The organism is Undibacterium sp. Ji42W (genome assembly GCF_049340405.1).
Lineage (GTDB): Bacteria > Pseudomonadota > Gammaproteobacteria > Burkholderiales > Burkholderiaceae_D > Undibacterium.
The window spans coordinates 316,214-341,231 of the sequence record NZ_JBMPOV010000006.1; the positions used below are offsets into that span (position 1 = coordinate 316,214).

A 25,018-nucleotide genomic window follows, 5' to 3' on the forward strand; every position below is an offset into this window, starting at 1 on the left:
AAGAATATGATTATTTTAAATTGACACTGACCCCAATTAAAGCAGTTGCGCAATATTTTGCAGTGCACTATCCTCTGTCTTGTCCTGACAGGATTTACGCCAAACTGTCGTGCCGCGCATACACCATCAATGAATGCCTGACACATTTGTCCAGCGTAGCGCCATGCCCTTACCCGGAAGCCTGGCCCACAGTTTGATCACCCTTCAAACTAACGTCATCAAGCTGCCATCCGCAGCCAGCAAAATTGCTGAATAACTACGCTAGCTATTCATGCCGACAGCTGTTTCACGTAAGTCCTGATATTGAAATTGTCCTCCGGAGATCCACTATGCACGCGCAAGGTTTATACGACCCATCCAATGAACATGACGCCTGTGGCGTAGGTTTTGTTGCCCATATCAAAGGCAAGAAGACGCATGCCATCGTCGATCAGGGGTTGTTGATTTTGAAAAATCTTGATCACAGGGGCGCGGTCGGCGCCGATGCCCTGATGGGCGATGGTGCCGGTATCCTGATCCAGATTCCTGACCAGTATTACCGTGAAGAGATGGCCAAGCAGGGTATCAACCTGCCACCACCTGGTGAATATGGCGTAGGCATGATTTTCCTGCCGAAGGAACATGCATCCCGCCTGGCTTGTGAACAAGAGATAGAACGTGCTGTACGTGCGGAAGGTCAGGTCGTACTGGGCTGGCGCGACGTGCCAGTGGATCGCGATATGCCGATGTCGCCTACCGTGCGTGAAAAAGAACCGGTCATACGCCAGATTTTCATCGGTCGTGGCCCAGACATCATGGTGACGGACGCGCTGGAACGCAAACTGTATGTAATCCGCAAATCGGCAGTGCATGCGATTGAAGCCCTGCATCTTTTGCATGGTAAAGAGTACTTTGTGCCATCCATGTCTGCCCGCACCATTGTCTATAAAGGCTTGCTGCTGGCTGACCAGGTTGGTGTTTATTACAAGGACTTGCAGGACGAGCGCTGCGTTTCTGCGCTGGCCCTGGTGCATCAGCGCTTCTCGACCAATACCTTCCCTGAATGGCCACTGGCTCACCCTTACCGCATGATTGCGCATAATGGTGAAATCAACACCGTCAAAGGTAATTTCAACTGGATGCGCGCCCGTGAAGGTGTCATGAAATCTGCCGTACTCGGCGATGATTTGCAAAAACTGTATCCGCTGATATTTGAAGGCCAGTCAGATACCGCAAGTTTCGACAATGCGCTGGAATTGCTGGTCATGGCCGGTTACCCAATCGCGCAAGCCATGATGATGATGATCCCGGAAGCCTGGGAAAACCACACCATGATGGATGAAAACCGCCGCGCCTTCTATGAATACCATGCAGCGATGATGGAACCATGGGACGGCCCGGCCGCCATGGCCTTTACCGATGGCCGCCAGATCGGTGGTACGCTGGACCGCAATGGCTTGCGTCCTGCCCGTTATATCGTCACCGATGATGACCTGGTCGTCATGGCATCTGAATCCGGCGTCTTACCTATCCCTGAATCCAAGATCATCAAGAAATGGCGTCTGCAACCAGGCAAGATGTTCCTCATCGATCTGGAAGCTGGCCGCATCATTGATGACAAGGAAATCAAGGACACCTATGCCAATGCCAAGCCTTACAAGCAGTGGATCAAATCTGTCCGTATCAAACTTAATGAGTTGAAGGCGGCAGAAGACAAGACAGAATACTCCGCCACTTTGCTGGACAGACAGCAAGCGTTTGGTTACACCCAGGAAGATTTGAAGTTCCTGATGGCACCGATGGCACTGGCAGGTGAAGAAGCCATCGGCTCCATGGGCAATGATTCTTCACTGGCTGTCATGTCGAACAAGCTCAAGCCTCTGTATAACTACTTCAAGCAATTGTTTGCGCAGGTCACCAATCCGCCTATCGATCCTATCCGCGAAGCGATGGTGATGTCGCTGGTATCCTTCATCGGCCCAAAGCCGAATTTGCTCGACACCAATAACATCAACCCACCGATGCGTCTGGAAGTAGCGCAACCGATACTGGATTTTGCTGACATCGCCAAGTTGCGCAATATCAGCGCCAATACCGGCGGCAAGTTCAAGTCTTACGAGCTGGATATCTGCTACCCCATCGCCTGGGGTAAGGATGGTATCGAGGCGCGTCTGGCCTCCATCTGTGCAGAAGTCGTCGATGCGGTCAAGTCTGGTCACAACATCATGATCATCACTGACCGCAAGATGGATGAATACTATGTGGCGATCCCGGCATTGCTGGCAACGTCGACTGTGCATCAGCATCTGGTCAGCAAGGGTTTGCGTACCACTACTGGCCTGGTGGTGGAAACCGGTTCTGCCCGTGAAACCCATCACTTTGCCTTGCTGGCAGGGTATGGCGCAGAAGCTGTCCATCCTTACCTGGCGATGCAAACCCTGGCCGATATGGCCAAGGATTTGTCGGGTGAATTGTCGGCAGAAAAAGCTGTTTATAACTACACCAAGGCAGTGGGCAAGGGCTTGATGAAAGTCATGTCCAAAATGGGCATCTCTACCTATATGTCTTACTGCGGTGCGCAGATTTTTGAAGCTGTGGGCCTCAACAAATCCCTGGTCGACAAATACTTCAAGGGCACGGCTTCGAATGTAGAAGGCATAGGCGTATTTGAAGTTGCTGAGGAAGCTCTGCGTTTGCACAAGGCTGCTTTTGGTGCCGATCCCGTACTGGAAAACTCCCTGGATGCCGGTGGTGAATATGCCTTCCGTGTGCGTGGTGAAGACCATATGTGGACACCGGATGCAATCGCCAAGCTGCAACATTCCACCCGTGCCAACAACTACAATTCTTATAAAGAATACGCACAGATCATCAATGACCAGAGCAAGCGTCATATGACTTTGCGTGGGCTGTTTGAATTCAAGATAGACCCAAGCAAAGCTATCCCGCTGGATCAGGTAGAACCCGCCAAGGAAATCGTCAAGCGTTTCGCGACTGGCGCGATGTCGCTCGGTTCCATCAGTACCGAAGCACATGCAACGCTGGCGATCGCAATGAACCGCATAGGCGGTAAATCAAACACAGGTGAGGGCGGCGAAGACCCGGCACGTTATCAGCAAGAATTGAAGGGCATCCCTATCAAAGTGGGTCAAACCCTGGCTTCTGTCATCGGCAAGGACCAGATTGAAGTGGATATTCCTTTGCAGGATGGCGATTCCCTGCGCTCGAAAATCAAGCAAGTGGCGTCTGGCCGCTTTGGTGTCACCGCTGAATATCTGAGTTCTGCTGATCAAATACAGATCAAGATGGCGCAAGGTGCCAAGCCGGGCGAGGGTGGCCAGTTGCCAGGCCACAAGGTATCTGAATACATCGCCAAACTGCGTTTCTCTGTGCCTGGCGTAGGTTTGATTTCTCCACCACCACATCATGATATTTATTCGATTGAAGATCTGGCGCAGTTGATCCATGACTTGAAAAACGCCAATCCAAAAGCCTCGATCTCGGTCAAGCTGGTATCTGAAGTAGGGGTTGGTACGGTGGCTGCCGGTGTGTCCAAAGCCAAGGCTGACCACGTCGTTATCGCTGGTCATGACGGTGGTACGGGTGCTTCACCTTTGTCTTCCATCAAGCATGCCGGTACACCGTGGGAACTGGGCCTGTCTGAAACCCAGCAGACCCTGGTCTTGAATGGCTTGCGTGGCCGCGTCCGCGTACAGGCGGATGGTCAGATGAAGACTGGCCGTGACGTGGCGATTGCCGCCATGCTGGGTGCCGATGAAATCGGCTTTGCAACAGCACCGCTGGTGGTTGAAGGCTGCATCATGATGCGCAAATGCCATCTGAATACTTGCCCGGTAGGCGTGGCAACACAAGACCCGGTCTTGCGTGCGAAGTTCTCTGGCAAGCCTGAATATGTCGTTAATTACTTCTTCTTCGTTGCCGAAGAATTGCGTCAGATCATGGCACAGCTGGGCATACGCACTTATGACGATTTGATAGGCCGCGTAGATTTGCTCGATAAGTCCAAGGCCGTATCGCACTGGAAGGCCAAGGGGCTGGATTTCAGCCGCATCTTCTATCAGCCAGAATTGGCTGAAGGTGCAGCGATACGTCATGTCGATGTACAGGATCATGGTCTGGAAAAAGCGCTCGACAACAAACTGATCGCCCAGGCAAAAATCGCTTTGGAAACTGGTGAAAAAGTCTCCTTCATATCACCGATTAAAAATCTGAACCGCACCGTAGGGACAATGCTGTCTGGTGAAGTGGCGAAAAAATACGGCCACGCCGGTTTACCGGATGACACCATCCATATCCAGTTGCAGGGTACGGCTGGTCAGTCTGCCGGTGCCTTCCTGGCGCACGGCGTGACATTGGACCTGGTGGGTGAAGGCAATGACTATGTCGGCAAGGGTTTGTCCGGTGGCCGCATCATCATCCGCCCGAATACAGAATTCCGCGGCTGGGCAGTGGACAACATCATCTGCGGTAACACTGTCCTGTACGGTGCGATCTCTGGTGAAGCCTTTATCAATGGTGTTGCTGGCGAACGTTTCGCTGTACGTAATTCTGGTGCAGTGACTGTCGTTGAAGGCACCGGTGATCATGGCTGCGAATACATGACAGGCGGTACTGTTATCGTTCTTGGTAATACGGGCCGTAACTTTGCTGCCGGCATGTCAGGCGGTATCGCTTATGTGTATGATCCTGAAGGCGAATTCGAAGCCAAGTGCAATATGTCCATGGTGACACTGGAGCCTGTGTTGGCTGGTGACGTACAAGTGGCAACCCTGGATAAATCGATCTGGCATAGCCGTCTGCGTGGTGGTGATGGCGAGACGGATGAAGCCATCTTGCGTAATCTGATAGAGCGCCATTTCAAGCACACAGGCAGTACCCGCGCCCGCAATTTGCTGGACGACTGGGCCCGTAGCCGTGCCAAGTTCGTCAAGGTATTCCCTACCGAATACAAGCGCGCTTTGGGTGAAATGCATGCGGTCAAGCAAGCCGCAGCCAAAAAGGAAAAAGTCCCCGCATAAGCTGGATGTTCGCGCCGCAGCCTGGCTGTGGAGACGACTTCTTGTGCGTTACAGACTATTGAGCTTATTCAGATTAAGACAGGGCAAAGGCCCGCAACGATATTGAGGTTAGAAAATGGGTAAAATCACCGGCTTCATGGAATACCAGCGCTTGCAGGAAGCAAGCGAAGCACCGCAGTCGCGCAAAAAGCATTACAAGGAATTTCTGGTTCATCTGGATGATGGTCAGGCCAAGGTGCAGGCAGCACGCTGCATGGATTGTGGCATCCCTTTTTGTAATAACGGCTGCCCAGTAAACAACATTATTCCTGACTGGAATGATCTGGTCTTCAACGGCAATTACAAACTGGCGCTCGATACTCTCCATTCCACCAATAACTTCCCTGAATTCACAGGCCGCATTTGTCCTGCACCTTGTGAATCTGCCTGTACCCTCGGCATCAACAGTGATGCAGTAGGCATCAAGTCGATAGAACATTTCATCATCGATAAAGGTTGGGAAAATGGCTGGGTCGTGCCGCAAGTTCCTTCCGTCAAGACAGGCAAGAAAATTGCCGTGGTTGGCTCCGGCCCCGCAGGCATGGCAGCAGCACAGCAACTGGCGCGTGTCGGTCATGATGTGACCGTGTTTGAAAAAAATGACCGCGTTGGTGGCTTGTTGCGTTATGGCATCCCTGATTTCAAGATGGAAAAATCACACATCGACCGTCGCGTCGATCAGATGGTGGCAGAGGGCGTAACTTTCCGTACCGGCGTATTCGTCGGCAAGGATTTCCCGGCAACGGTCACCAACTGGGCGAAAGAAACCATCTCGCCTCAGCAACTGCAAAAAGACTTTGATGCCGTCATCATTGCGGGTGGGGCAGAAACCCCGCGTGACCTGCCCGTCCCTGGTCGTGAACTCAAGGGAGTGCATTTTGCCATGGACTTTTTGCCTTTGCAAAACAAGGTCAATGCCGGGGACAAGGTCAAGGACCAGATCATGGCCAGTGGCAAGCATGTTGTCGTGATCGGTGGCGGTGATACTGGTTCTGATTGTGTAGGGACTTCCAACCGTCACGGTGCCAAATCGGTGGCGCAGTTTGAACTCATGCCACAGCCGCCTGAACAAGAAAACAAACCCATGGTCTGGCCTTACTGGCCAACCAAACTGCGTACCTCTTCTTCACATGAAGAAGGTTGCGACCGTGACTGGGCAGTGGCGACCAAGCGCCTCGAAGGCAAGGCTGGCAAAGTAGAAAAGCTGATCGCCTGCCGTGTGGAATGGAAAGACGGCAAAATGCAGGAAGTGCCGGATTCTGAATTTGAAATGAAAGCCGACCTGGTCTTGCTCGCCATGGGTTTTGTCTCGCCAGTACAACAGGTGCTGGATGCTTTTGGTGTTGATCAAGATGCTCGCGGTAACGCCAGGGCAACGACAGACGGTGCTGGTTGCTACAAGACCAATGTCGACAAGGTGTATGCTGCAGGTGACATGCGTCGCGGCCAATCGCTGGTGGTATGGGCGATACGCGAAGGGCGCCAATGTGCGCGTGAAGTAGATGCCTTTCTTATGGGTGACTCAGTATTGCCGCGCTGATTTGCCTTACTGAATCCGGCGGGATTAAGGCCCATTTCATCTGTATTAATGAAATGGGCCTTAATCATTGACCGGCATTTCTCACAGCAAGGAGCTGTTTGTTTTGCGGGGGAAATGACAGGCATTCTGTTCAAGCAGTGCAGATTTGGACAGATATTTGCAAATAACTGACTCTTCGTTCATTTATAAAATATATTTTCGCTCCCGTCATTCGAATTAAATTTGGAAAAATCTGCATTTATCAGGTTTTGCGTGAAATAGGCGCAATATTCTGAATATTCATCAATTAGTTGTTTTTTTAATATAGTTGTCTGTACAACCCTCTTTGCCGTTCTGCATTACAATCTAGTTTTTATAAACTATCTCTCCCATTGCTGTGCCAAATCTTGTAGAAATTCGCGATATCCAGTTTGGGTATGGAGACCGGACCATCCTGTCTGAACTCCGTATGGATTTCCCACGCGGTAAACTGATTGCCGTCATGGGGGGGTCAGGATCAGGCAAGACCACGATCTTGCGTTTGATAGGCGGACAAATCCGCGCGCAGCGAGGCAGTATCAAGGTCAATGGTCAAGAGGTGAGTGAGCTTGATACCACGGGTTTATATGCCATCCGCAGGAAAATGGGCATGCTGTTTCAGCATGGTGCTCTGTTCACGGACTTGAATGTGTTTGATAACGTGGCTTTTCCGATGCGTGAACATACTGATCTGAGCGAAGCCATGATACGTGACCTGGTCTTGCTGAAATTGCAGGCAGTAGGTTTGCGCAATGCAGCCAGTTTGATGCCAGCTGAAATATCTGGTGGCATGGCCAGGCGCGTTGCGCTGGCACGCGCTGTGGCACTGGACCCTGAATTGATCATGTATGACGAGCCCTTTGCCGGGCTGGATCCGATTTCCATGGGCGTTGCGGCCAATTTGATACGGAACTTGAATAATGCTTTAGGGTCTACGTCAATACTGGTGTCGCATGATGTGCATGAAACCTTTGCGATAGCTGACTATGTCTACTTCCTGTCCAAGGGCAAAATTGTTGCACAAGGTACGCCGGAAGAGATGCAGGTGTCAGAAGACCCATACGTAAAACAGTTTGTGCATGCAGAGGCAGATGGACCCGTGCCTTTCCATTATCCTGGTGCATCCCTGCAGGCGGACCTGGGTTTGGAGAAGCGCCCATGATAGAAAAAATTGGTGGTGTTGTCAGATCAACCTTGGATGATGTGGGCTATGCGGCCCGCAGTTTTTTTTCTATTCTGTTGAATTGTGGTGGTTTGTGGCGCAGGCCGCGGCTAGTTACAGACCAGATCCATTTCATCGGCAATTATTCGATGTTGATTATTGCCGTGTCGGGACTGTTTGTCGGTTTCGTGCTGGCCTATCAGGGTTATTACACTCTGAACCGCTATGGTTCTGAAGAGGCGCTGGGTCTGTTGGTCGCCCTCTCATTGGTGCGCGAACTTGGTCCCGTAGTAACAGCCCTTTTATTTGCTGGCCGTGCCGGTACATCGCTAACCGCAGAGATAGGCCTGATGAAAGCGGGCGAACAACTTGCCGCAATGGAAATGATGGCAGTCAACCCTATACAAAGGGTGCTGGCACCGCGTTTTCTGGCTGGCATCATCGCCTTGCCGATACTGACTTCCATCTTTAATGCCATGGGCATTATTGGTGGTTATATTGTTGGTGTGAAACTGATTGGTGTCGATAATGGTGCCTTTTGGTCGCAAATGCAGGCGGGCGTTGCAGTATTCCAGGATATAGGTAACGGCGTAGTCAAAAGCATCGTCTTTGGTTTTGCAGTAAGCTTTGTTGCATTATTCCAGGGCTATGAAGCGCAACCTACGCCTGAAGGCGTAGCGCGCGCCACTACCAGGACTGTGGTCATATCTTCATTGCTGGTGTTGTGGCTGGATTTCCTGTTGACTGCATTGATGTTCCAGTAGCCCGCCCCGATCTGCATATTTCACTGTGCGGGTAGAGCAAAATGAATTATTTGCCTGGCCTGCAAAGTGGTTGTGTGTTTGGCAAAACTGTAAGAAATCGCAAGAAATAGGTGGAAAAGAAAAATGCAAAAAAAATCTCTCGACTTCTGGGTAGGCCTGTTCGTCTTGCTGGGTGCGGCTGCGCTGTTGTTTCTGGCACTCAAGGCGGGCAATTTAAGCTCTCTGTCCTTTGAGCAGACGTATACTGTTACCGGGCGCTTTGACAATATCGGCGGGCTCAAGCCTAGGGCCGCAGTGAAAAGTGCAGGCGTGGTAGTGGGCCGCATCAGTGAAATCAAGTTTGACGATAAAACTTATCAGGCAACTGTCGTCATGGAATTGGAAAAGCGTTACAAATTCCCAAAAAATTCGTCCATCAAGATCCTGACCGCGGGTTTGCTTGGTGAGCAATATATAGGTTTGACTGCGGGCAGCGATGAAAAATTGCTGGCTGCAGGTGACAGAATTACATTTACACAGGATGCCATCGTGCTGGAAAGCCTGATCAGTCAGTTCCTGTTCAGCAAAGCGGCAGACGGTAATACGGAAGAAAAAAATGACAAGAACAAATAAGTTTCCTGCAAGCAGCAGGATGTTAGGCATGTTGCTACTACTGGTCAGCGTGTTTCTGACCGGTTGCAGCACGGTTTCGGTAGAAAAAATCAAGGACAAGGCTGACCAGACCCTTGATGTATTGAGTACCAAGACCAATATAGGTAAGAATCCGCGTGATCCGCTGGAAGGTTTCAACCGTGCCATGTTCAGCTTTAACGATACTGTCGATACGGCAGTCGTCAAACCGGTGGCACAGGCTTACCGCGCTGCTACGCCAAGTTTTGTACAGGCTGGTATAGGTAATTTCTTCAGCAATATTGGTGATGTCTGGAATGCGGTTAACAATTTGCTGCAAGGACGTGTCAATGACGGTGTCACGGATGTCATGCGTTTTGCTGTCAACACCACCATAGGTATAGGTGGTCTGATCGACATAGGTTCGGCGGCTGGCATGCCCAAGCATAATGAAGATTTTGGTCAGACACTGGGGCGCTGGGGTGTCAAGTCCGGTCCTTATCTGGTCTTGCCGGTACTGGGACCATCGACAGTACGTGATGCACTGGCGACGCCTGTCGATATGCGCGGGGATCTGTGGTATTACAAGCGGCCCATGTATATCAAGAACATCGGTTCGGTGGTGCGCCTGGTTGACAAGCGTGCATCGGTACTGGATGCCGGTAGCTTGCTGGAAGAAGCGGCACTTGATAAATATGTCTTCTTCCGTGACGCCTATTTGCAGCGCCGGGCAGGGCAGGTTAATGCGGATGATGCAGACTGATTAGTGTCTAAAATCATAGTCTGCAAATGTAAGAATTGGTGTAGGTGTAGTGAACTGAGTCAACCGCCGAGGCTGCTGACAAGTTAACTGCTCATGTGCGGTAGTTGCCGCAAAATCAGGAACAGGAATAATAAAATGAAACGAACTCTGACAAAATTTTTTAATCTGGTATTTGCCAGCTTACTCATCACTGGTCTGGCCAGCGGCGCAGCACAAGCACAGGAAGGACCTGATGCACTGGTCAAGCGCCTGAGCCAGGAAATCCTGGATACGGCAAAGAATGACAAGGATATCCAGGCCGGGAATCAAAAGAAAGTGTATGACATGGTGGAAAGCAAAATCCTGCCATACATAGACTTTCCCCGCATGACTTCGCTGGCTGCCGGTAAAAGCTGGAAAGACGCGACACCAGCTCAGCAAAAACAACTGACCAATGAATTCCGCACTTTGCTGGTGTTCACTTATTCTGGCGCGATTTCTCAGGTCAAGGATCAACGTGTCGAATTCAAGCCTATGCGCGCCGATCCAACTGATACTGAAGTTGAGGTACGTACCCAGGTTATACAGTCACGCGGTGAACCAGTTGTCTTGAATTATCGCCTCGAAAAATTGCCAGCTGGCTGGAAGATTTTTGATATCAATGTACTCGGTGCTTGGCTGGTGGAAACTTATAAAGGCAGTTTCGCTGCTGAAATCAGTAAATCCGGCATTGACGGCCTGATCCAGACCTTGGCTGAAAAGAATAAAAAACTGGCAGCAGCCAGTGCGGCCAAAAACGGAAAATAAACCGCAAAATACGACGCAAAATAAATCCGGGAACGTATTGTGTATACAGTAACAGGTGAGCTTAGCCATGATAATGCCAATGCAGTAGTTGCTGCGGGATTGTCTGCCATAGCTGCAGGTCAGTCAGCGTTCGACTTGTCGGCGCTGACTAAAATCGACTCCAGCGCTGTGGCTGTCATGATCGCCTGGCAACGTCAGGCGATCCAGAAAGGCGTGCAACTGCAGTTCAGTGGTTATTCTGCCAGCTTGCTGAGTTTATTGGCACTATACGGTCTCAACGAGCAATTCCAGCTTCATACACCAGAGCGACATTGATCGCTTCCTGAGTTGTTTCTCCCTTGAAAAGGCATGTTCAGCAGTAAAGCAGGCATGCCATTTCAAATCAAATCCCGAAAATCCCCTATAATCAAAGGTTTCGTCACTCTAGTGGACTGTAATAGTGAACTAGTGACAAGAAACCGGGTTTTCCGGTTCTTAATTCCCTGATGAGCACTTAGTGCAAACACGCCAGATGGCAGCCATACAAATTAGCAACATACAAAAACGCTACCAGTCGCTACAGGCACTGGGTGGTGTCTCCCTCACGATAGAAGAGGGTGAATTTTTCGGTTTGCTGGGGCCAAATGGTGCTGGCAAGACCACCCTGATTTCCATTTTGGCAGGCCTGAATCGTGCTGACGCTGGTAATATCACCGTGCAAGGTCATGATGTGGTCACAGATTACCGCAATGCCCGCAAGAAGCTGGGCGTGGTGCCGCAAGAGCTGGTATTCGACCCTTTCTTCACAGTGCGCGAGACCCTGCGCATGCAGTCTGGCTATTTTGGCCTGAAGAATAATGACAAATGGATAGACGAGGTCATGGAAAACCTCGATCTGACCAATAAGGCCGACGTCAATATGCGTGCCCTGTCTGGCGGGATGAAGCGCAGGGTACTGGTCGCGCAAGCGCTGGTACACAAACCACCCGTCATTGTGCTGGATGAACCGACTGCTGGTGTCGATGTGGAACTGCGCCAGACCCTGTGGCAATTTATCGCCCGCCTGAATCGCGAAGGCCATACTGTCGTCCTGACCACGCATTACCTGGAAGAGGCCCAGGCCTTGTGTAACCGCATCGCCATGCTGAAGCTCGGTAAGGTCGTGGCCCTCGACAGCACCGCCAATTTGATTAAGCGCATCTCTGGTTCACAATTACGCATCACCCTGGCAGCCAGTGGTGTGGTGACTTTGCCTGCCAGCTTGCGCGATAAAGTAATTACCCATGAAACCCCGTCAGACCCACGCCAGTTTGCCCTGCGTGTGACTGATTACAATCAGGTCGAAAGCATGCTCGCCGCTTTCCGTGCTGATGGTTGTGTTATCGAAGATATGCATTTATTGCAAGCTGATCTGGAAGATGTCTTCCTGCAAATTATGGAGGGCAGCAAATGAGTAGCTTGACCGGTTTCAATACCCTGTTCTACAAAGAAGTTTTGCGTTTCTGGAAAGTGGCGACACAAACCATTACTGCGCCCATCATGACAGCCATCCTGTATTTGCTGATTTTCGGCCATGTGCTGGAAGATCATGTACAGGTTTATCCTGGCGTCAAATACACGGCTTTTCTGGTGCCAGGTCTGGTCATGATGAGTGTCTTGCAAAATGCGTTTGCGAATTCTTCTTCTTCACTGATCCAATCCAAGATTACTGGCAACCTGGTCTTTATCCTGTTGCCACCGCTGTCCCATTGGGAGATTTTTAGTGCCTACGTATTGGCAGCGATTTTGCGCGGTGTTGCCGTTGGTGCTGGTGTCTTTATCGTGACTGCCTGGTTTGCTGACCTGCATTTCGTTGCGCCATGGTGGATAGTGATTTTTGCTTTCCTTGGTGCCGCCATGCTGGGCACTATGGGTTTGATCGCCGGTATCTGGGCAGAAAAGTTTGACCAGCTTGCGGCGTTCCAGAACTTTTTGATCATGCCTGCGACTTTCCTGTCAGGTGTGTTTTATTCCATTCATTCCCTGCCTGGCATCTGGCAAAGTATTTCGCGTTTCAACCCGTTTTTCTACATGATTGATGGCTTCCGCTTTGGTTTCTTCGGCAAGTCCGATGTTGATCCCTTGCATAGCCTGATGATCGTTACTGTGTTTTCATTATTGCTGGCGACGATTGCTATCCAGATGCTGAAACGTGGATATAAATTACGACACTGAGTACGACACTGAGTACGCCACTGAGTACGCCACTGAGTGAGAGACTAAGTGCGACACTAAGTAAGACACTGAATAAGCATTAAGTAAAAAACAATATGCAGTACAACAATTGCTTCACCATTTTGATCAAGAGAGTTAGCCGTGTTTCCTACGCCCGAACAAATTAAAAATTACATTGCAGCCGGTCTGGAATGTACGCATCTGGAAGTCGAAGGCGACGGCCAGCATTTCACCGCAGTGATCGTATCTGCCGCCTTTGCTGGTAAGCGCCCTATACAGCGCCACCAGATCGTCTATGCCGTTCTCGGTGACCGCATGCGCGAAGAAATACATGCCCTTTCCATGAAAACCCTGACGCCTGAAGAGTACGCTGCATAATGGATAAATTATTGATCACAGGCGGCAATCGCCTGAATGGCGACATCACGATTTCTGGGGCAAAAAACGCCGCACTGCCTATCCTGTGCGCAGGCTTGCTGACTTCCGGTAACGTCGAATTACATAACGTGCCTTCGCTGCAAGATGTCAGCACCATGCTGAAATTGTTGCGTCAAATGGGTCTGCAAGTCACGCAGGAAAACGGTGTGACCGTACTCAATGGCGCAGCCATAGACAAACTTGAAGCTCCGTATGACATGGTGAAAACCATGCGCGCATCGATACTGGTGCTCGGCCCCTTGCTGGCACGTTTTGGTGAAGCCAAGGTCTCCCTGCCAGGTGGTTGTGCGATAGGTTCGCGCCCTGTTGATCAGCACATCAAAGGCTTGCAGGCCATGGGTGCCGAGATCAATATCGAAGCCGGTTACATCCACGCCAAGGCCAAGAAGCTCAAAGGCACACGCATCGTCACCGACATGATTACCGTGACCGGTACAGAAAACCTGTTGATGGCAGCGACGCTTGCCGAAGGTGAAACCGTGCTCGAAAATGCTGCGCGTGAACCAGAAGTCACTGACCTGGCCAACCTGCTGGTGGCCATGGGTGCGAAGATAGAAGGCATAGGCACAGACCGCTTGGTGATACAGGGTGTAGAGAGTTTGCACGGCGCTAAGCATACCGTGATTGCCGATCGCATAGAAACCGCAACCTTCCTGTGTGCAGTAGCTGCTACCGGTGGTGACATCACTTTGAAAAATACGCGCAGTGACATCCTTGATGTCGCGCTTGATAAATTACGTGACGCCGGTGTGATACTGACGACAGGCCCAGACTGGATACGCGCTCAAATGAGTAGCCGTCCCAAGGCTGTCGGTTTCCGTACTACCGAATATCCAGGTTTTCCGACGGATATGCAGGCGCAATTCATGGCATTGAACTGTATCGCGCAAGGCACCAGCCGTGTCACAGAAACGATATTCGAAAACCGTTTCATGCATGTGCAGGAAATGAACCGCCTGGGCGCAAAAATAGAAATCGATGGTCACACGGCCATCGTCAATGGTGTTGATAAACTCATCGGCGCACCTGTCATGGCAACGGACTTGCGCGCATCTGCCTCGTTGGTGATTGCCGCCATGGTAGCCGAGGGTGACACCCTGATAGACCGTATCTACCATCTGGACCGCGGCTATGACCGTATGGAAGTCAAACTCTCCGCAGTCGGTGCACAAATACAGCGAGTCAAATAATGTCTGCTCCTACACGCACTTCTGTCACCTCGCAACTGACACTGGCCTTGTCCAAGGGCCGCATCTTTGAAGAGACCCTGCCCTTGCTGGAAGCAGCAGGCATACGTGTGACCGAGGATCCAGAAAAATCGCGCAAGCTGATACTGGCGACCAATGATCCTGATGTGCGCGTCATCATCGTGCGCGCGTCTGACGTGCCTACTTATGTGCAATATGGTGCGGCTGATTTTGGGGTGGCCGGCAAGGATGTCCTGCATGAGCATGGTGGTGCAGGCCTGTACCAGCCCATTGATCTGAATATTGCCAAATGCCGCATGTCAGTTGCTGTGTCTGTGGGTTTTGATTATGAAAACGCTGTGCGCCAGGGAGCGCGCCTGCGCGTTGCTACCAAGTACACCGAAACGGCGCGCCAGCATTTTGCTGCCAAGGGTGTGCACGTTGATCTGATCAAGCTATATGGCTCGATGGAACTGGCACCACTGGTCGGTTTGTCAGATGCAATCGTCGATCTGGTCAGTACCGGCAGCACCCTGCGTGCGAATAATCTGGTTGAGGTTGAACACATCATGGAAATTTCTTCGCGCCTCGTGGTTAACCAGGCTGCGCTGAAATTGAAACGTGAACGCTTGCAACCAATACTGGAAGCATTTGATCGCGCCTCCAAGGCCAACACATAGGCCAACGCATAATTAATGAAGAGAAAAGCATGGCATCCCTGATTACCCGGCTTGACACGACTGAGGCAGATTTTTCCAGGAAACTGACTTCACTGCTGGCATTTGAAGCCAGTGAAGATGAGGCCATAGACCGTGCTGCTGCGCAAATACTGGCCAGCGTCAAAACCAGTGGCGATACTGCCGTGCTGGAAGCCACCAATCGTTTTGACCGCCTGAGCGCCAGCAGCGTTGCCGCGCTGGAGTTGACGCAGGAAGAGATGCAGGCAGCATTGGCATCCCTGAATGCTGAACGCCGCAGCGCACTGGAAACCGCAGCAGCGCGCGTACGCGCCTATCACGAAATTCAAAAAGCAGAATGTGGCTCTGCCGGTTTCAGTTATACCGAAGCAGACGGCACCGTACTCGGCCAAAAAGTCACGCCCCTGGACCGCGTTGGTATCTATGTACCGGGTGGCAAGGCTGCTTATCCATCTTCGGTATTGATGAATGCGATACCCGCCAAGGTGGCAGGTGTCAAAGAAATCATCATGGTGGTGCCTACGCCAGACGGTGTAAAAAATCCTTTGGTATTGGCGGCTGCCGCGATTGCAGGTGTGGACCGCGTGTTTACCATTGGCGGTGCCCAGGCAGTTGGTGCCTTGGCCTATGGTACGGCGACGATACCTGCTGTCGATAAAATCGTTGGCCCAGGCAATGCCTATGTGGCTGCTGCCAAGCGTCGTGTGTTTGGTGTGGTTGGCATAGACATGATTGCCGGTCCGTCCGAGATTTTGGTCTTGTGCGATGGCACCACTGACCCTGACTGGGTTGCCATGGATTTGTTTTCGCAAGCTGAACATGATGAACTGGCACAGTCCATATTATTGTGCCCGGATGAAGCGTATATCGAAGCCGTGCAAGCCAGTATAGTTAAACTGTTGCCTGCCATGCCCAGGCATGAAGTGATACGCACTTCACTGGCTAATCGCGGCGCCCTGATCAAAGTGCGCGATATGGATGAGGCCTGTGAAATTGCGAACAGTATCGCTGCCGAGCATCTGGAAATTTCCGCAGAAAATCCTCAGCAGTGGGCAGACAAGATACGTCATGCCGGTGCCATGTTCCTCGGTCGCTATTCATCTGAATCCCTGGGTGATTATTGCGCTGGCCCTAACCATGTCTTGCCAACTTCACGCACGGCACGTTTTTCTTCACCGTTAGGTGTCTACGATTTCCAGAAGCGCTCATCGATGATTTTCGTCAGTGAGCAGGGTGCACAAACCCTCGGTAAAGTAGCCGCTGAACTGGCCTATGGCGAAGGCCTGCAAGCTCACGCGCGCAGTGCAGAGTTGCGGCTCAAGTCATGAAAGCGAAATCGCTGGCTGCCATGAATACCTATACCTGCATATGATGGCCGAATGGCGTAACCAGGTTTTTTGTGAAGATGCGCTACAAGGTCTGGCGCGTCTGCCTGATGCCAGCATCGATTTATTGTTGGCTGATCCACCATATGGCCTGGGCAAGGATTATGGCAATGAATCCGACAAGATGGCGTCGGCTGACTATCTGGAATGGATGGCGCAGTGGATAGACCTGGCCCTGCCCAAGTTGAAAGCGAATGGCAGCCTGTATATTTTCCTGACATGGCGTTATTCACCTGAAGTCTTTGTCATGCTCAAGCAGCGCATGAGTATGATGAATGAAATCATCTGGGACAGGCGCGTACCATCCATGGGAGGTACCGTACGGAAGTATTCATCTGTGCATGACACCATAGGCTTTTTTGTCAAAGCCAAGGATTATTATTTTGACCTGGATGCAATACGCATCCCGTACGATGCAGCCACCAAGAAAGCCCGCAGCCGCAAGATTTTTGAGGGTGCGAAGTGGCTGGAAATGGGATTCAATCCCAAGGATGTCTGGAGTGTGTCGCGCCTGCACAGAGAGCATGCCGAACGCGAAGAACATCCTACCCAAAAACCGCTTGAAATCATCGAGCGCATGATCAAGGCTTCCTGCCCACCCGGCGGTGTTGTACTCGATCCCTTCATGGGCAGTGGCACTACCGCCGTAGCTGCCAAACGTTGCGGGCGTGATTTTGTCGGATTTGAATTAAATCCTGATTATTGCGCAATGATAGAAAATCGTCTGACCTCCATCGACACGGAAGCACTTTCTGCCTGATTTGTGTTGAACGGTGTTGAGCGGTGTTGAGACTTGGTCTGCGCGATTTTCAAAATACAAAAGCCTGAACATGGAGCAAAGAATTGAGCATCACCAAATTGATACGCCCTGAAATCGCCAGCCTGTCTGCTTATCATGTGCCGGACGCCAGCGGTTTTGTGAAGCTGGATGCGATGGAAAACCCTTATCTGCTGCCGCCCGATATGCAGCAGGAGCTGGCCCAGCATCTGGCAGGCGTGGCACTGAATCGTTATCCACAACCAGCCTATGCTAGTCTCAAGCAATTGATTGCTGACAAACTCGGTGTGCCTATCGGGCATGACATCGTCCTTGGCAATGGCTCGGATGAACTCATCAGCATGGTGTCCATTGCCTGCGCCAAACCGGGTGCCAAGGTGTTGGCACCGATGCCCGGCTTTGTCATGTATGCCATGTCAGCCCTGTTTGCCGGGCTGGAATTCGTGGGCGTGGACTTGAACCCGGATTTCACGCTGAACAAAGCGGCGATGCTGGCAGCCATAGTCGAGCATCAACCGGTCATCACTTATCTGGCTTATCCCAACAATCCTACCGGCACGCTGTATGACGCTGAGGATATGGTCGCTATTCTGAAGGCCGTTGTGGGAAATGGCATCGTCATTGTTGATGAAGCCTATCAGCCTTTTGCCCAAGCCAGCTTCATGTCACGTCTCGCAGAGTTTGATAATCTGGTCGTCATGCGCACAGTCTCCAAGCTGGGCCTTGCAGGCATACGGCTGGGTTATATGGCTGGCAATAATGCCCTCATGCATGAATTTGAAAAAGTGCGCCCGCCTTATAACATCAATGTCTTGACGCAAGCGGCAGCAGAGTTTGTGCTGGAAAGGGTAGAAATACTTGATGCGCAGGCCGCAGAATTGCGCCAGCAACGAACGGAATTAATGGCTGCTCTTGCGAGCTTGCCAGAGGTGCAAGTCTTCCCCTCGGCTGCCAATTTTGTGTTGATACGTGTTGCGAATGCCGAACAAGTCTTTGTGAAATTACGCGAACAAAAAATTTTAGTCAAAAATGTAGGTAAAATGCATAATCTGCTGGGTAACTGTCTACGTATTACAGTCAGCACCCGTGAAGAGAATGCTCTTTTTCTTGCTGCCCTGGCAGCATCTTTATCATCAAAATGAATAAGCCCATAGAACGCATTGCGGCGGTTACCCGCAATACCAATGAAACACAAATCCGTGTTGCCATTAATCTTGATGGCACAGGCCAGCAAAAACTCAATACTGGCGTCCCTTTTCTGGATCATATGCTGGATCAGATTGCCCGTCATGGTCTGATTGATCTGGACATAGAAGCCGTCGGTGACTTGCATATCGATGCCCATCACACGGTAGAAGACGTTGGTATTACCCTGGGCCAGGCTTTTGCCAAGGCGATTGGTGATAAAAAAGGCATACGCCGTTATGGCCATGCTTATGTGCCTCTGGACGAGGCATTGTCACGCGTGGTCATCGACTTTTCTGGTCGCCCAGGCCTGGAATACCATATCCCGTTCACCCGCGCCATGATCGGCAATTTTGATGTCGACCTGACCCGTGAATTTTTCCAGGGTTTCGTCAATCATGCTTTAGTCAGCTTGCATATCGACAACTTGCGCGGCGACAACTCTCATCATCAATGCGAAACTGTGTTCAAAGCCTTTGGCCGCGCCCTGCGCATGGCAACCGAGTTGGATGCGCGTGCCGCAGGCACCATACCCTCGACCAAAGGCAGCCTTTGACCGTAATGCAAATACCGATACAGATACAAATCGCAGACACGAGATACCAGCTTGCTGGTGATTCATTATGAATAAAATTGTAGTAGTAGATTACGGCATGGGTAATTTGCGCTCGGTAGCGCAGGCACTGCGTGCCGTGGCTCCTGAAGCGAATGTGCTGATTTCTGGCGAAGTAGCCGATATCCGCAGCGCGGATCGTATCGTTTTACCAGGACAGGGGGCCATGCCGGATTGCATGAGTTGCCTGCGTGACTCCGGCCTGCAAGATGCCTTGCTGGAGGCCGCCCGCAACAAACCCCTGTTTGGTGTTTGTGTAGGCGAGCAAATGCTGTTTGATGTCAGTGAAGAGGGTAATACACCTGGCCTGGGTCTCTTGCCCGGTAAAGTGGTACGCTTTGAACTGGATGGTCAATTGCAGGCAGATGGCTCGCGTTACAAAGTGCCACAAATGGGCTGGAACCGTGTGCAGCAATCGCAGTCACATGCCTTATGGCAAGATATTGCTGATGATGCCTATTTTTATTTTGTGCACAGCTATTATGCCCAGCCTGCAGATGCAGAGCATGCAGTAGGCATGACGGATTACGGTAGCCTGTTTGCCTGTGCAGTAGCGCGTGACAATATCTTCGCTACCCAGTTTCACCCTGAAAAGAGCGCGACGGCTGGCTTGCAACTGTATAAGAATTTTGTACACTGGAAACCATAAGTGGCCATGTAGTGTCTGACTAGTGTCTGATGTAAATTGTTTACTCTGATTTTTAACTGGTATTGTCTTTTTTTATTGTCTCATTGACGTTCCTACTTTTTCTCATATCATGCTGCTCATCCCTGCTATAGACCTGAAAGATGGCCACTGCGTACGCCTTAAACAAGGCGACATGGACCAGGCCACCGTATTTTCTGAAGACCCTGCCGAAATGGCGCGCCATTGGCTGCGTCAGGGTGCGCGTCGTCTGCATCTGGTGGATTTGAACGGCGCTTTTGCCGGCAAGCCCAAGAACGAGGCGGCGGTCAAAGCCATCATACAAGCGGTGCGTGACTACGCTGAAGACACCGATACCGAAGAAATCCCGGTGCAACTCGGTGGCGGCATCCGTGACCTCGATACCATAGAACGCTATCTTGATGGTGGCCTGTCCTACATCATCATCGGTACCGCTGCGGTCAAGAACCCTGGTTTCCTGGCGGATGCCTGTAGTGCCTTTCCTGGCCAGATCATCGTCGGCATAGATGCCAAGGATGGTAAGGTAGCTACCGATGGCTGGAGCAAATTGTCTGGCCATGAAGTCATCGACCTCGCCAAGAAATTTGAAGGCTATGGCGTTGAGGCCATTGTCTATACCGACATAGGCCGTGACGGCATGATGGGGGGTGTAAATATAGAAGCCACCGTCAAACTGGCACAAGCTGTCAGCATCCCCGTGATTGCTTCTGGCGGCGTGCATGTACTGGCCGACGTTGAAGCCCTGTGCGCTGTACAGGACGAGGGTATAGAAGGTGTGATTTGTGGCCGTTCGATTTACGAAGGCACGCTGGATTTGTTGTCTGCACAAGACCGTGCCGATGAACTCAGCGGTGAATTCGATGATGAAGAAGAGACTGAATGAGCTTAGCCAAACGTATTATCCCTTGTCTTGATGTGACAGCTGGCCGCGTCGTCAAGGGCATTAATTTCCAGGAACTGCGCGACGCCGGTGACCCGGTAGAAATCGCCCGCCGTTATGACGGGCAGGGCGCGGATGAGATTACTTTTCTCGATATCACGGCATCCTCTGATGGGCGCGACCTGATCTTGCCGATTATTGAAGCGGTGGCTTCACAAGTGTTCATTCCACTGACTGTCGGTGGCGGCGTGCGTACGGTGGCTGATGTACGTCGCTTACTGAATGCCGGTGCTGACAAGGTAGGTATCAATACTTCTGCGGTGACCAACCCACAACTGGTGGCCGATGCTGCACAAAAGTACGGTTCACAATGCATAGTCGTGGCGATTGATGCTAAAAATGTGGGCCCAGGCAAATGGGAAGTGTTCACCCACGGTGGCCGCAATGCCACTGGTCTGGATGCGGTTGAATGGGCCATGCACATGGCCAAATTGGGCGCGGGTGAAATCCTGCTGACCAGCATGGACAAGGACGGTACACGTTCCGGTTTTGATCTGGGTTTGACGCGCGCAGTGTCTGACGCGATATCCGTACCCGTGATTGCCTCAGGCGGCGTTGGTGGTTTGCAAGACCTGGCCGATGGTATCAAGGTAGGTGGGGCAGATGCGGTACTGGCTGCCAGCATCTTCCATTATGGACAACATACAGTAGGCGAAGCAAAACAATTTATGGCTGCACAACATATACCGATGAGGTTGTCATGAGCGCGGCAAAATGGTTGAACAAGGTCAAATGGGATGAAAACGGCCTAGTGCCTGTCATCGCACAAGAAGCCAGCAGCAACGACATCCTGATGTTTGCCTGGATGAACCGCGATGCGCTGGCCAAGACCGTGGAACTGGGTGAGGCTGTTTACTGGAGCCGCTCGCGCAAGAAACTCTGGCATAAAGGTGAAGAATCAGGTCACATCCAGAAGGTCAAGGAAATCCGCATCGATTGTGACGAAGACGTGGTCTTGCTGAAGATAGAACAGACCGACAGCATCGCCTGCCATACTGGCCGCCATTCCTGCTTCTTCCAGAAGTTTGAGGGTAGTCTTAATGATGGTGACTGGCTGGCAGTTGATCCGGTCTTGAAAGATCCGGAAAGCATCTACAAATGAGTAACACGCAAAATAATACACAACAGCAGACTTTGCAACGTCTGGCAGAAATTATTGAGAGCCGCAAACTGGTCAATGGTGGCGACCCGGATAAGTCTTATGTGGCGCGCCTGTTTTCCAAGGGTGACGACGCTATCTTGAAGAAGATAGGCGAAGAAGCAACAGAAACCGTCATGGCTGCCAAGGATGCGCGGGTGTCAGGTGATGCGACCAAGCTTTTATATGAGTGTGCCGACCTCTGGTTTCATTCGCTTGTCATGTTAGCGCAGTATGATCTCAGCCCTCAGCAGGTGCTGGATGAGCTGGCAAGGCGCGAAGGTATTTCAGGTATTGAAGAAAAGGCAGCACGCAAGGATGCGTGAAGCAATCATCGAAGATCATGCGTCTTGTTGAAAAGAACGGATAAAACGTGGATAACTGTATTTTTTGTAAGATTGCCGCAAAACAAATTCCCTCTGCCAGCGTCTATGAAGATGAAGAATTGCTGGCCTTTAAAGATATCAACCCTGCTGCCCCTGTGCACCTGTTGATCATCCCCAAAGTACATATCGATACCTTGTCTTCAGTGCAAGTTGAGCATACGGTTTTGCTGGGAAAAATGCTGGCTTTGGCACCAAAATTGGCACAGGAGCAAGGATGCGCACCAGTGCAAGAGGCTGATGGCAGCTTAACGGGTGGTTACAAAACCCTGATCAACACCGGACCGGACGGTGGGCAAGAGGTGTATCATCTACATATGCATGTGATAGGTGGCCCCAAGCCTTGGCGAGGACAACGCTGATCTACCAGATGACCGGCAGTAAACAGACGCTGAGCTGACACTGTGAGATGGCTGGGTTTGATAATCGCGGGTTTCTATTCATATTTTTCGAGAGCACGACTCTCATAAGGAGTACATCATGGGTTCATTCAGTATTTGGCATTGGCTGGTGGTGCTGGCTATCGTTGTCGTTGTGTTTGGTACAAAAAAGATCGCCAATATCGGTCCTGATCTCGGCAAAGCCGTTAAGGGGTTTAAAGATGGCCTGAAGGGTGAAGAAGACAAACCTGCTGGCTCACAGCAAGTTGCCGACAAAAGCACGATAGATGTAGAAGCCAAAGAAAAATCCAAACTGTGATTGCATTCTTTTTTGGTAATCTGGATTCTTTATGTAGGTTTTGCCCATGATAGACTTGGGAATCAGCAAACTCGCCTTGATAGGCGTAGTTGCTTTGATCGTGATCGGCCCTGAAAAATTGCCCAAGGTGGCAAGAATGGCCGGTACCCTGCTGGGGCGTGCGCAACGGTACATCAATGAAGTCAAGTCTGAAGTCAGCCGCGAAATTGAGCTGGAAGAATTTCGCAAGATGCATAAGGACGTGCAAGATGCAGCACAAAATGTAGAGCAGTCCATCCATAAAACCTGGTCAGAAACCGAGCAGGAATTACGCAATCTGGGTCAGGAAACTGATACCGCCATGTTGCATACGGCCTCGCCAGAGCAACTGGCGATCAAGGCAAAAAACTTCCGCCGCAAAAAACTCGCCCGTACATCAGCTCTGCCTGCCTGGTATAAAAACCGCCACGGTCAGCGCCAGCATATTATCTCTGGATCGGCAAGAATGGCGCGTCACCGTGCCTATCCCCGTTCTGGCGGCAGCTTCTTTTAATTTTCGCTTATGTCTTTGCGTTTTTATAATCTGGTGGTACTCGCATGAGCGATCAAACGGAACAGGCTCCTGAAGAAAGCTTCATCTCGCATCTGGTAGAGTTGCGTGACAGACTGGTCAAGTCCATGTATGGCCTGGCCATTGCCTGTGGTGCTTTGATGTTATGGCCAGGGCCTTCAGCGATTTATGATTTCCTTGCGCAACCCATGCTGGCGTCGTTGCCTGCTGGGTCAAAAATGATTGCGACTGGCGTTATCTCACCTTTTCTGGTGCCGATGAAGGTGACCTTGCTGCTGGCATTCATGCTGGCCTTGCCCTGGATTTTGTATCAGGTGTGGGCCTTTGTTGCACCTGGCCTGTATACCCATGAAAAACGCCTGGTAGCACCGCTGGTGATTTCTTCGTCCGTACTGTTTCTGAGTGGCGTGGCGTTTTGTTATTTCCTGGTATTTGGCCGTGTTTTCAAATTCATCAATGAATTCGCCCCGACATCCATCAACGTTTCACCCGATATAGAGAATTATCTGGATTTCATCATGTCCATGTGTCTCGCTTTTGGCGTGACTTTTGAAGTGCCGGTAGTTGTGGTGGTGCTGGTACGGATGGGCCTGGTGCCGCTGGATAAGCTCAAGGCCATACGTCCTTATGTCATCGTTGGTGCCTTTGTGATTGCGGCTATCGTTACGCCACCAGACATCGTCAGCCAGTTTTCTCTGGCTGTGCCCATGTGGATATTGTATGAACTGGGTTTGCTGATTGCCCCCATGTTTGTGAGAGCAACCCAGGCACCAGAATCAACAGAATCAAACGGGAGCTGACCTGAGCCAGCTTACCAATGGCATCGCGCTCTTGTAAGCTGTCAGCAAGGTGGTTTTCAATTCATCTGTATCCATGCCCTTGAGCGGACATTCAGTCCACACCATGAAGTTCTTCAGCTTGATCTGCTCTATATGTGGCAGATCGGCATCAAAGCCCTTGGGGGGGCGTTGCAGCTTGCCTTCTTCCTGCAAAGTACCAAACTGTGCTTTCAGTTTCTTGTCCTTCAAGACCTTGGCAAAACCATCCGGGTCAGCCACGATGTGACTGCGTATCGCCTTCAAACGGTCTGACGGTGGCATATATTCACCGACCGCATAGAACAGCCGGCCAGTGCCATCCATCTGGAAATAATACGCAGGTCCGCCCCCTTCGCTGGGCTTCTTGCGTCCGCTAGGGAGGATGGAAGAAGAGAAGGTAGTCTTGTACGGCGATTTGTCATGCGCAAAACGCACATCGCGGTTGATGCGGAACAGCGCTTTTTTCGGTTCCAGTCCTATGATCGCAGGATCAAACTTGCTGATCTCGGTGATCAGCTCAGTCACCAGTTGTAAAAATTCTGCCCGCAAAATGTCGTAGCGCGGTTTGTTCATGACAAACCAGGCGCGGTTATTGTTGTCGCCCAGTTCGGGCAAATAAGCTTGCAAGTCAATCAAATGCATGGATT

Annotated in this window: 27 protein-coding genes; 26 read left to right on the forward strand and 1 reads right to left on the reverse strand. The window is 51.1% G+C overall.

What is annotated here, in order from left to right; genetic code table 11:
* Positions 1–329: 329 nt before the first annotated feature.
* From ACO0LG_RS15470 to tatC, 26 genes are all read left to right on the forward strand, one after another.
* Positions 330–5,018 (forward strand): glutamate synthase-related protein, encoded by a 4,689-nt coding sequence (locus ACO0LG_RS15470; RefSeq protein ID WP_423027844.1) that lies wholly within the window; start codon positions 330–332, stop codon positions 5,016–5,018.
* A gap of 115 nt (positions 5,019–5,133) precedes the next feature.
* Entirely contained in the window at positions 5,134–6,597 is a 1,464-nt protein-coding gene (locus tag ACO0LG_RS15475) for a glutamate synthase subunit beta (protein ID WP_423027846.1), read from the forward strand.
* A 376-nt stretch (positions 6,598–6,973) separates the two neighbouring features.
* A complete protein-coding gene (locus ACO0LG_RS15480) occupies positions 6,974–7,777 on the forward strand; it encodes an ABC transporter ATP-binding protein (RefSeq protein WP_423027848.1) in 804 nt (267 codons plus the stop codon).
* Positions 7,774–8,541, forward strand: a complete 768-nt coding sequence (gene mlaE, locus ACO0LG_RS15485; protein ID WP_423027850.1) for a lipid asymmetry maintenance ABC transporter permease subunit MlaE — start codon at positions 7,774–7,776, stop codon at positions 8,539–8,541. Before ACO0LG_RS15480 ends, mlaE begins: the two co-directional genes overlap by 4 nt.
* Before the next feature lie 123 nt (positions 8,542–8,664).
* Positions 8,665–9,153, forward strand: a complete 489-nt coding sequence (mlaD, locus tag ACO0LG_RS15490) for an outer membrane lipid asymmetry maintenance protein MlaD (RefSeq protein WP_422950310.1) — start codon at positions 8,665–8,667, stop codon at positions 9,151–9,153.
* Entirely contained in the window at positions 9,137–9,913 is a 777-nt protein-coding gene (locus ACO0LG_RS15495; protein ID WP_423027852.1) for an MlaA family lipoprotein, read from the forward strand. The genes mlaD and ACO0LG_RS15495 overlap by 17 nt, the downstream gene beginning before the upstream one ends.
* 135 nt (positions 9,914–10,048) lie before the next feature.
* Entirely contained in the window at positions 10,049–10,699 is a 651-nt protein-coding gene (locus ACO0LG_RS15500; RefSeq protein WP_423027854.1) for an MlaC/ttg2D family ABC transporter substrate-binding protein, read from the forward strand.
* 39 nt (positions 10,700–10,738) lie between these two features.
* A complete protein-coding gene (locus ACO0LG_RS15505; RefSeq protein WP_110256492.1) occupies positions 10,739–11,014 on the forward strand; it encodes an STAS domain-containing protein in 276 nt (91 codons plus the stop codon).
* A 196-nt stretch (positions 11,015–11,210) separates the two neighbouring features.
* Positions 11,211–12,131 carry an ABC transporter ATP-binding protein gene (locus ACO0LG_RS15510; protein WP_423028007.1) on the forward strand — a complete coding sequence of 307 codons (921 nt, stop codon included), beginning with the start codon at positions 11,211–11,213 and terminating at the stop codon, positions 12,129–12,131.
* Between the two features lie 5 nt (positions 12,132–12,136).
* Positions 12,137–12,892: an ABC transporter permease gene (locus ACO0LG_RS15515; protein WP_423028009.1), complete on the forward strand. Its 756-nt coding sequence runs from the start codon at positions 12,137–12,139 to the stop codon at positions 12,890–12,892.
* Positions 12,893–13,033: 141 nt separating this feature from the next.
* Positions 13,034–13,270, forward strand: a complete 237-nt coding sequence (locus tag ACO0LG_RS15520; protein WP_110256495.1) for a BolA family protein — start codon at positions 13,034–13,036, stop codon at positions 13,268–13,270.
* A complete protein-coding gene (gene murA, locus ACO0LG_RS15525) occupies positions 13,270–14,520 on the forward strand; it encodes a UDP-N-acetylglucosamine 1-carboxyvinyltransferase (protein WP_423027856.1) in 1,251 nt (416 codons plus the stop codon). Before ACO0LG_RS15520 ends, murA begins: the two co-directional genes overlap by 1 nt.
* Entirely contained in the window at positions 14,520–15,197 is a 678-nt protein-coding gene (gene hisG / locus ACO0LG_RS15530) for an ATP phosphoribosyltransferase (RefSeq protein ID WP_423027858.1), read from the forward strand. The genes murA and hisG overlap by 1 nt, the downstream gene beginning before the upstream one ends.
* Positions 15,198–15,226: 29 nt before the next feature.
* Complete coding sequence (gene hisD, locus ACO0LG_RS15535) at positions 15,227–16,543, forward strand: histidinol dehydrogenase (protein ID WP_423027860.1); 1,317 nt, start codon at positions 15,227–15,229, stop codon at positions 16,541–16,543.
* A 43-nt stretch (positions 16,544–16,586) separates the two neighbouring features.
* Positions 16,587–17,360: a DNA-methyltransferase gene (locus ACO0LG_RS15540; protein ID WP_423028011.1), complete on the forward strand. Its 774-nt coding sequence runs from the start codon at positions 16,587–16,589 to the stop codon at positions 17,358–17,360.
* Positions 17,361–17,443: 83 nt separating this feature from the next.
* Positions 17,444–18,520, forward strand: a complete 1,077-nt coding sequence (hisC, locus tag ACO0LG_RS15545) for a histidinol-phosphate transaminase (RefSeq protein WP_423027862.1) — start codon at positions 17,444–17,446, stop codon at positions 18,518–18,520.
* Entirely contained in the window at positions 18,517–19,119 is a 603-nt protein-coding gene (hisB, locus tag ACO0LG_RS15550) for an imidazoleglycerol-phosphate dehydratase HisB (RefSeq protein ID WP_110256500.1), read from the forward strand. The genes hisC and hisB overlap by 4 nt, the downstream gene beginning before the upstream one ends.
* Positions 19,120–19,186: 67 nt before the next feature.
* Positions 19,187–19,825, forward strand: coding sequence for an imidazole glycerol phosphate synthase subunit HisH (gene hisH, locus ACO0LG_RS15555; RefSeq protein WP_423027864.1), 639 nt, complete (start codon positions 19,187–19,189; stop codon positions 19,823–19,825).
* A 109-nt stretch (positions 19,826–19,934) separates the two neighbouring features.
* Positions 19,935–20,726 carry a 1-(5-phosphoribosyl)-5-[(5-phosphoribosylamino)methylideneamino]imidazole-4-carboxamide isomerase gene (hisA, locus tag ACO0LG_RS15560; protein WP_423027866.1) on the forward strand — a complete coding sequence of 264 codons (792 nt, stop codon included), beginning with the start codon at positions 19,935–19,937 and terminating at the stop codon, positions 20,724–20,726.
* On the forward strand, positions 20,723–21,487 hold the full coding sequence (gene hisF / locus ACO0LG_RS15565; RefSeq protein WP_423027868.1) for an imidazole glycerol phosphate synthase subunit HisF: 765 nt from the start codon (positions 20,723–20,725) through the stop codon (positions 21,485–21,487). The genes hisA and hisF overlap by 4 nt, the downstream gene beginning before the upstream one ends.
* The gene (gene hisI, locus ACO0LG_RS15570) at positions 21,484–21,885 is read left to right on the forward strand and encodes a phosphoribosyl-AMP cyclohydrolase (protein WP_423027870.1); all 402 of its coding nucleotides are present in this window, start codon (positions 21,484–21,486) and stop codon (positions 21,883–21,885) included. Before hisF ends, hisI begins: the two co-directional genes overlap by 4 nt.
* Complete coding sequence (locus ACO0LG_RS15575; protein WP_423027872.1) at positions 21,882–22,247, forward strand: phosphoribosyl-ATP diphosphatase; 366 nt, start codon at positions 21,882–21,884, stop codon at positions 22,245–22,247. Before hisI ends, ACO0LG_RS15575 begins: the two co-directional genes overlap by 4 nt.
* 47 nt (positions 22,248–22,294) lie before the next feature.
* On the forward strand, positions 22,295–22,666 hold the full coding sequence (locus ACO0LG_RS15580) for a histidine triad nucleotide-binding protein (protein ID WP_423027874.1): 372 nt from the start codon (positions 22,295–22,297) through the stop codon (positions 22,664–22,666).
* Between the two features lie 118 nt (positions 22,667–22,784).
* The gene (gene tatA, locus ACO0LG_RS15585; protein ID WP_423027876.1) at positions 22,785–23,003 is read left to right on the forward strand and encodes a Sec-independent protein translocase subunit TatA; all 219 of its coding nucleotides are present in this window, start codon (positions 22,785–22,787) and stop codon (positions 23,001–23,003) included.
* A gap of 46 nt (positions 23,004–23,049) precedes the next feature.
* Complete coding sequence (gene tatB / locus ACO0LG_RS15590; RefSeq protein WP_423027878.1) at positions 23,050–23,535, forward strand: Sec-independent protein translocase protein TatB; 486 nt, start codon at positions 23,050–23,052, stop codon at positions 23,533–23,535.
* 44 nt (positions 23,536–23,579) lie between these two features.
* Entirely contained in the window at positions 23,580–24,353 is a 774-nt protein-coding gene (gene tatC / locus ACO0LG_RS15595; RefSeq protein WP_423027880.1) for a twin-arginine translocase subunit TatC, read from the forward strand.
* Here tatC and ACO0LG_RS15600 read toward each other — a convergent pair.
* On the reverse strand, positions 24,339–25,013 hold the full coding sequence (locus ACO0LG_RS15600; protein WP_423027882.1) for a DUF2461 domain-containing protein: 675 nt from the start codon (positions 25,011–25,013) through the stop codon (positions 24,339–24,341). The two genes, tatC and ACO0LG_RS15600, sit on opposite strands and share 15 nt — an antisense overlap.
* Between the last annotated feature and the right edge of the window lie 5 nt (positions 25,014–25,018).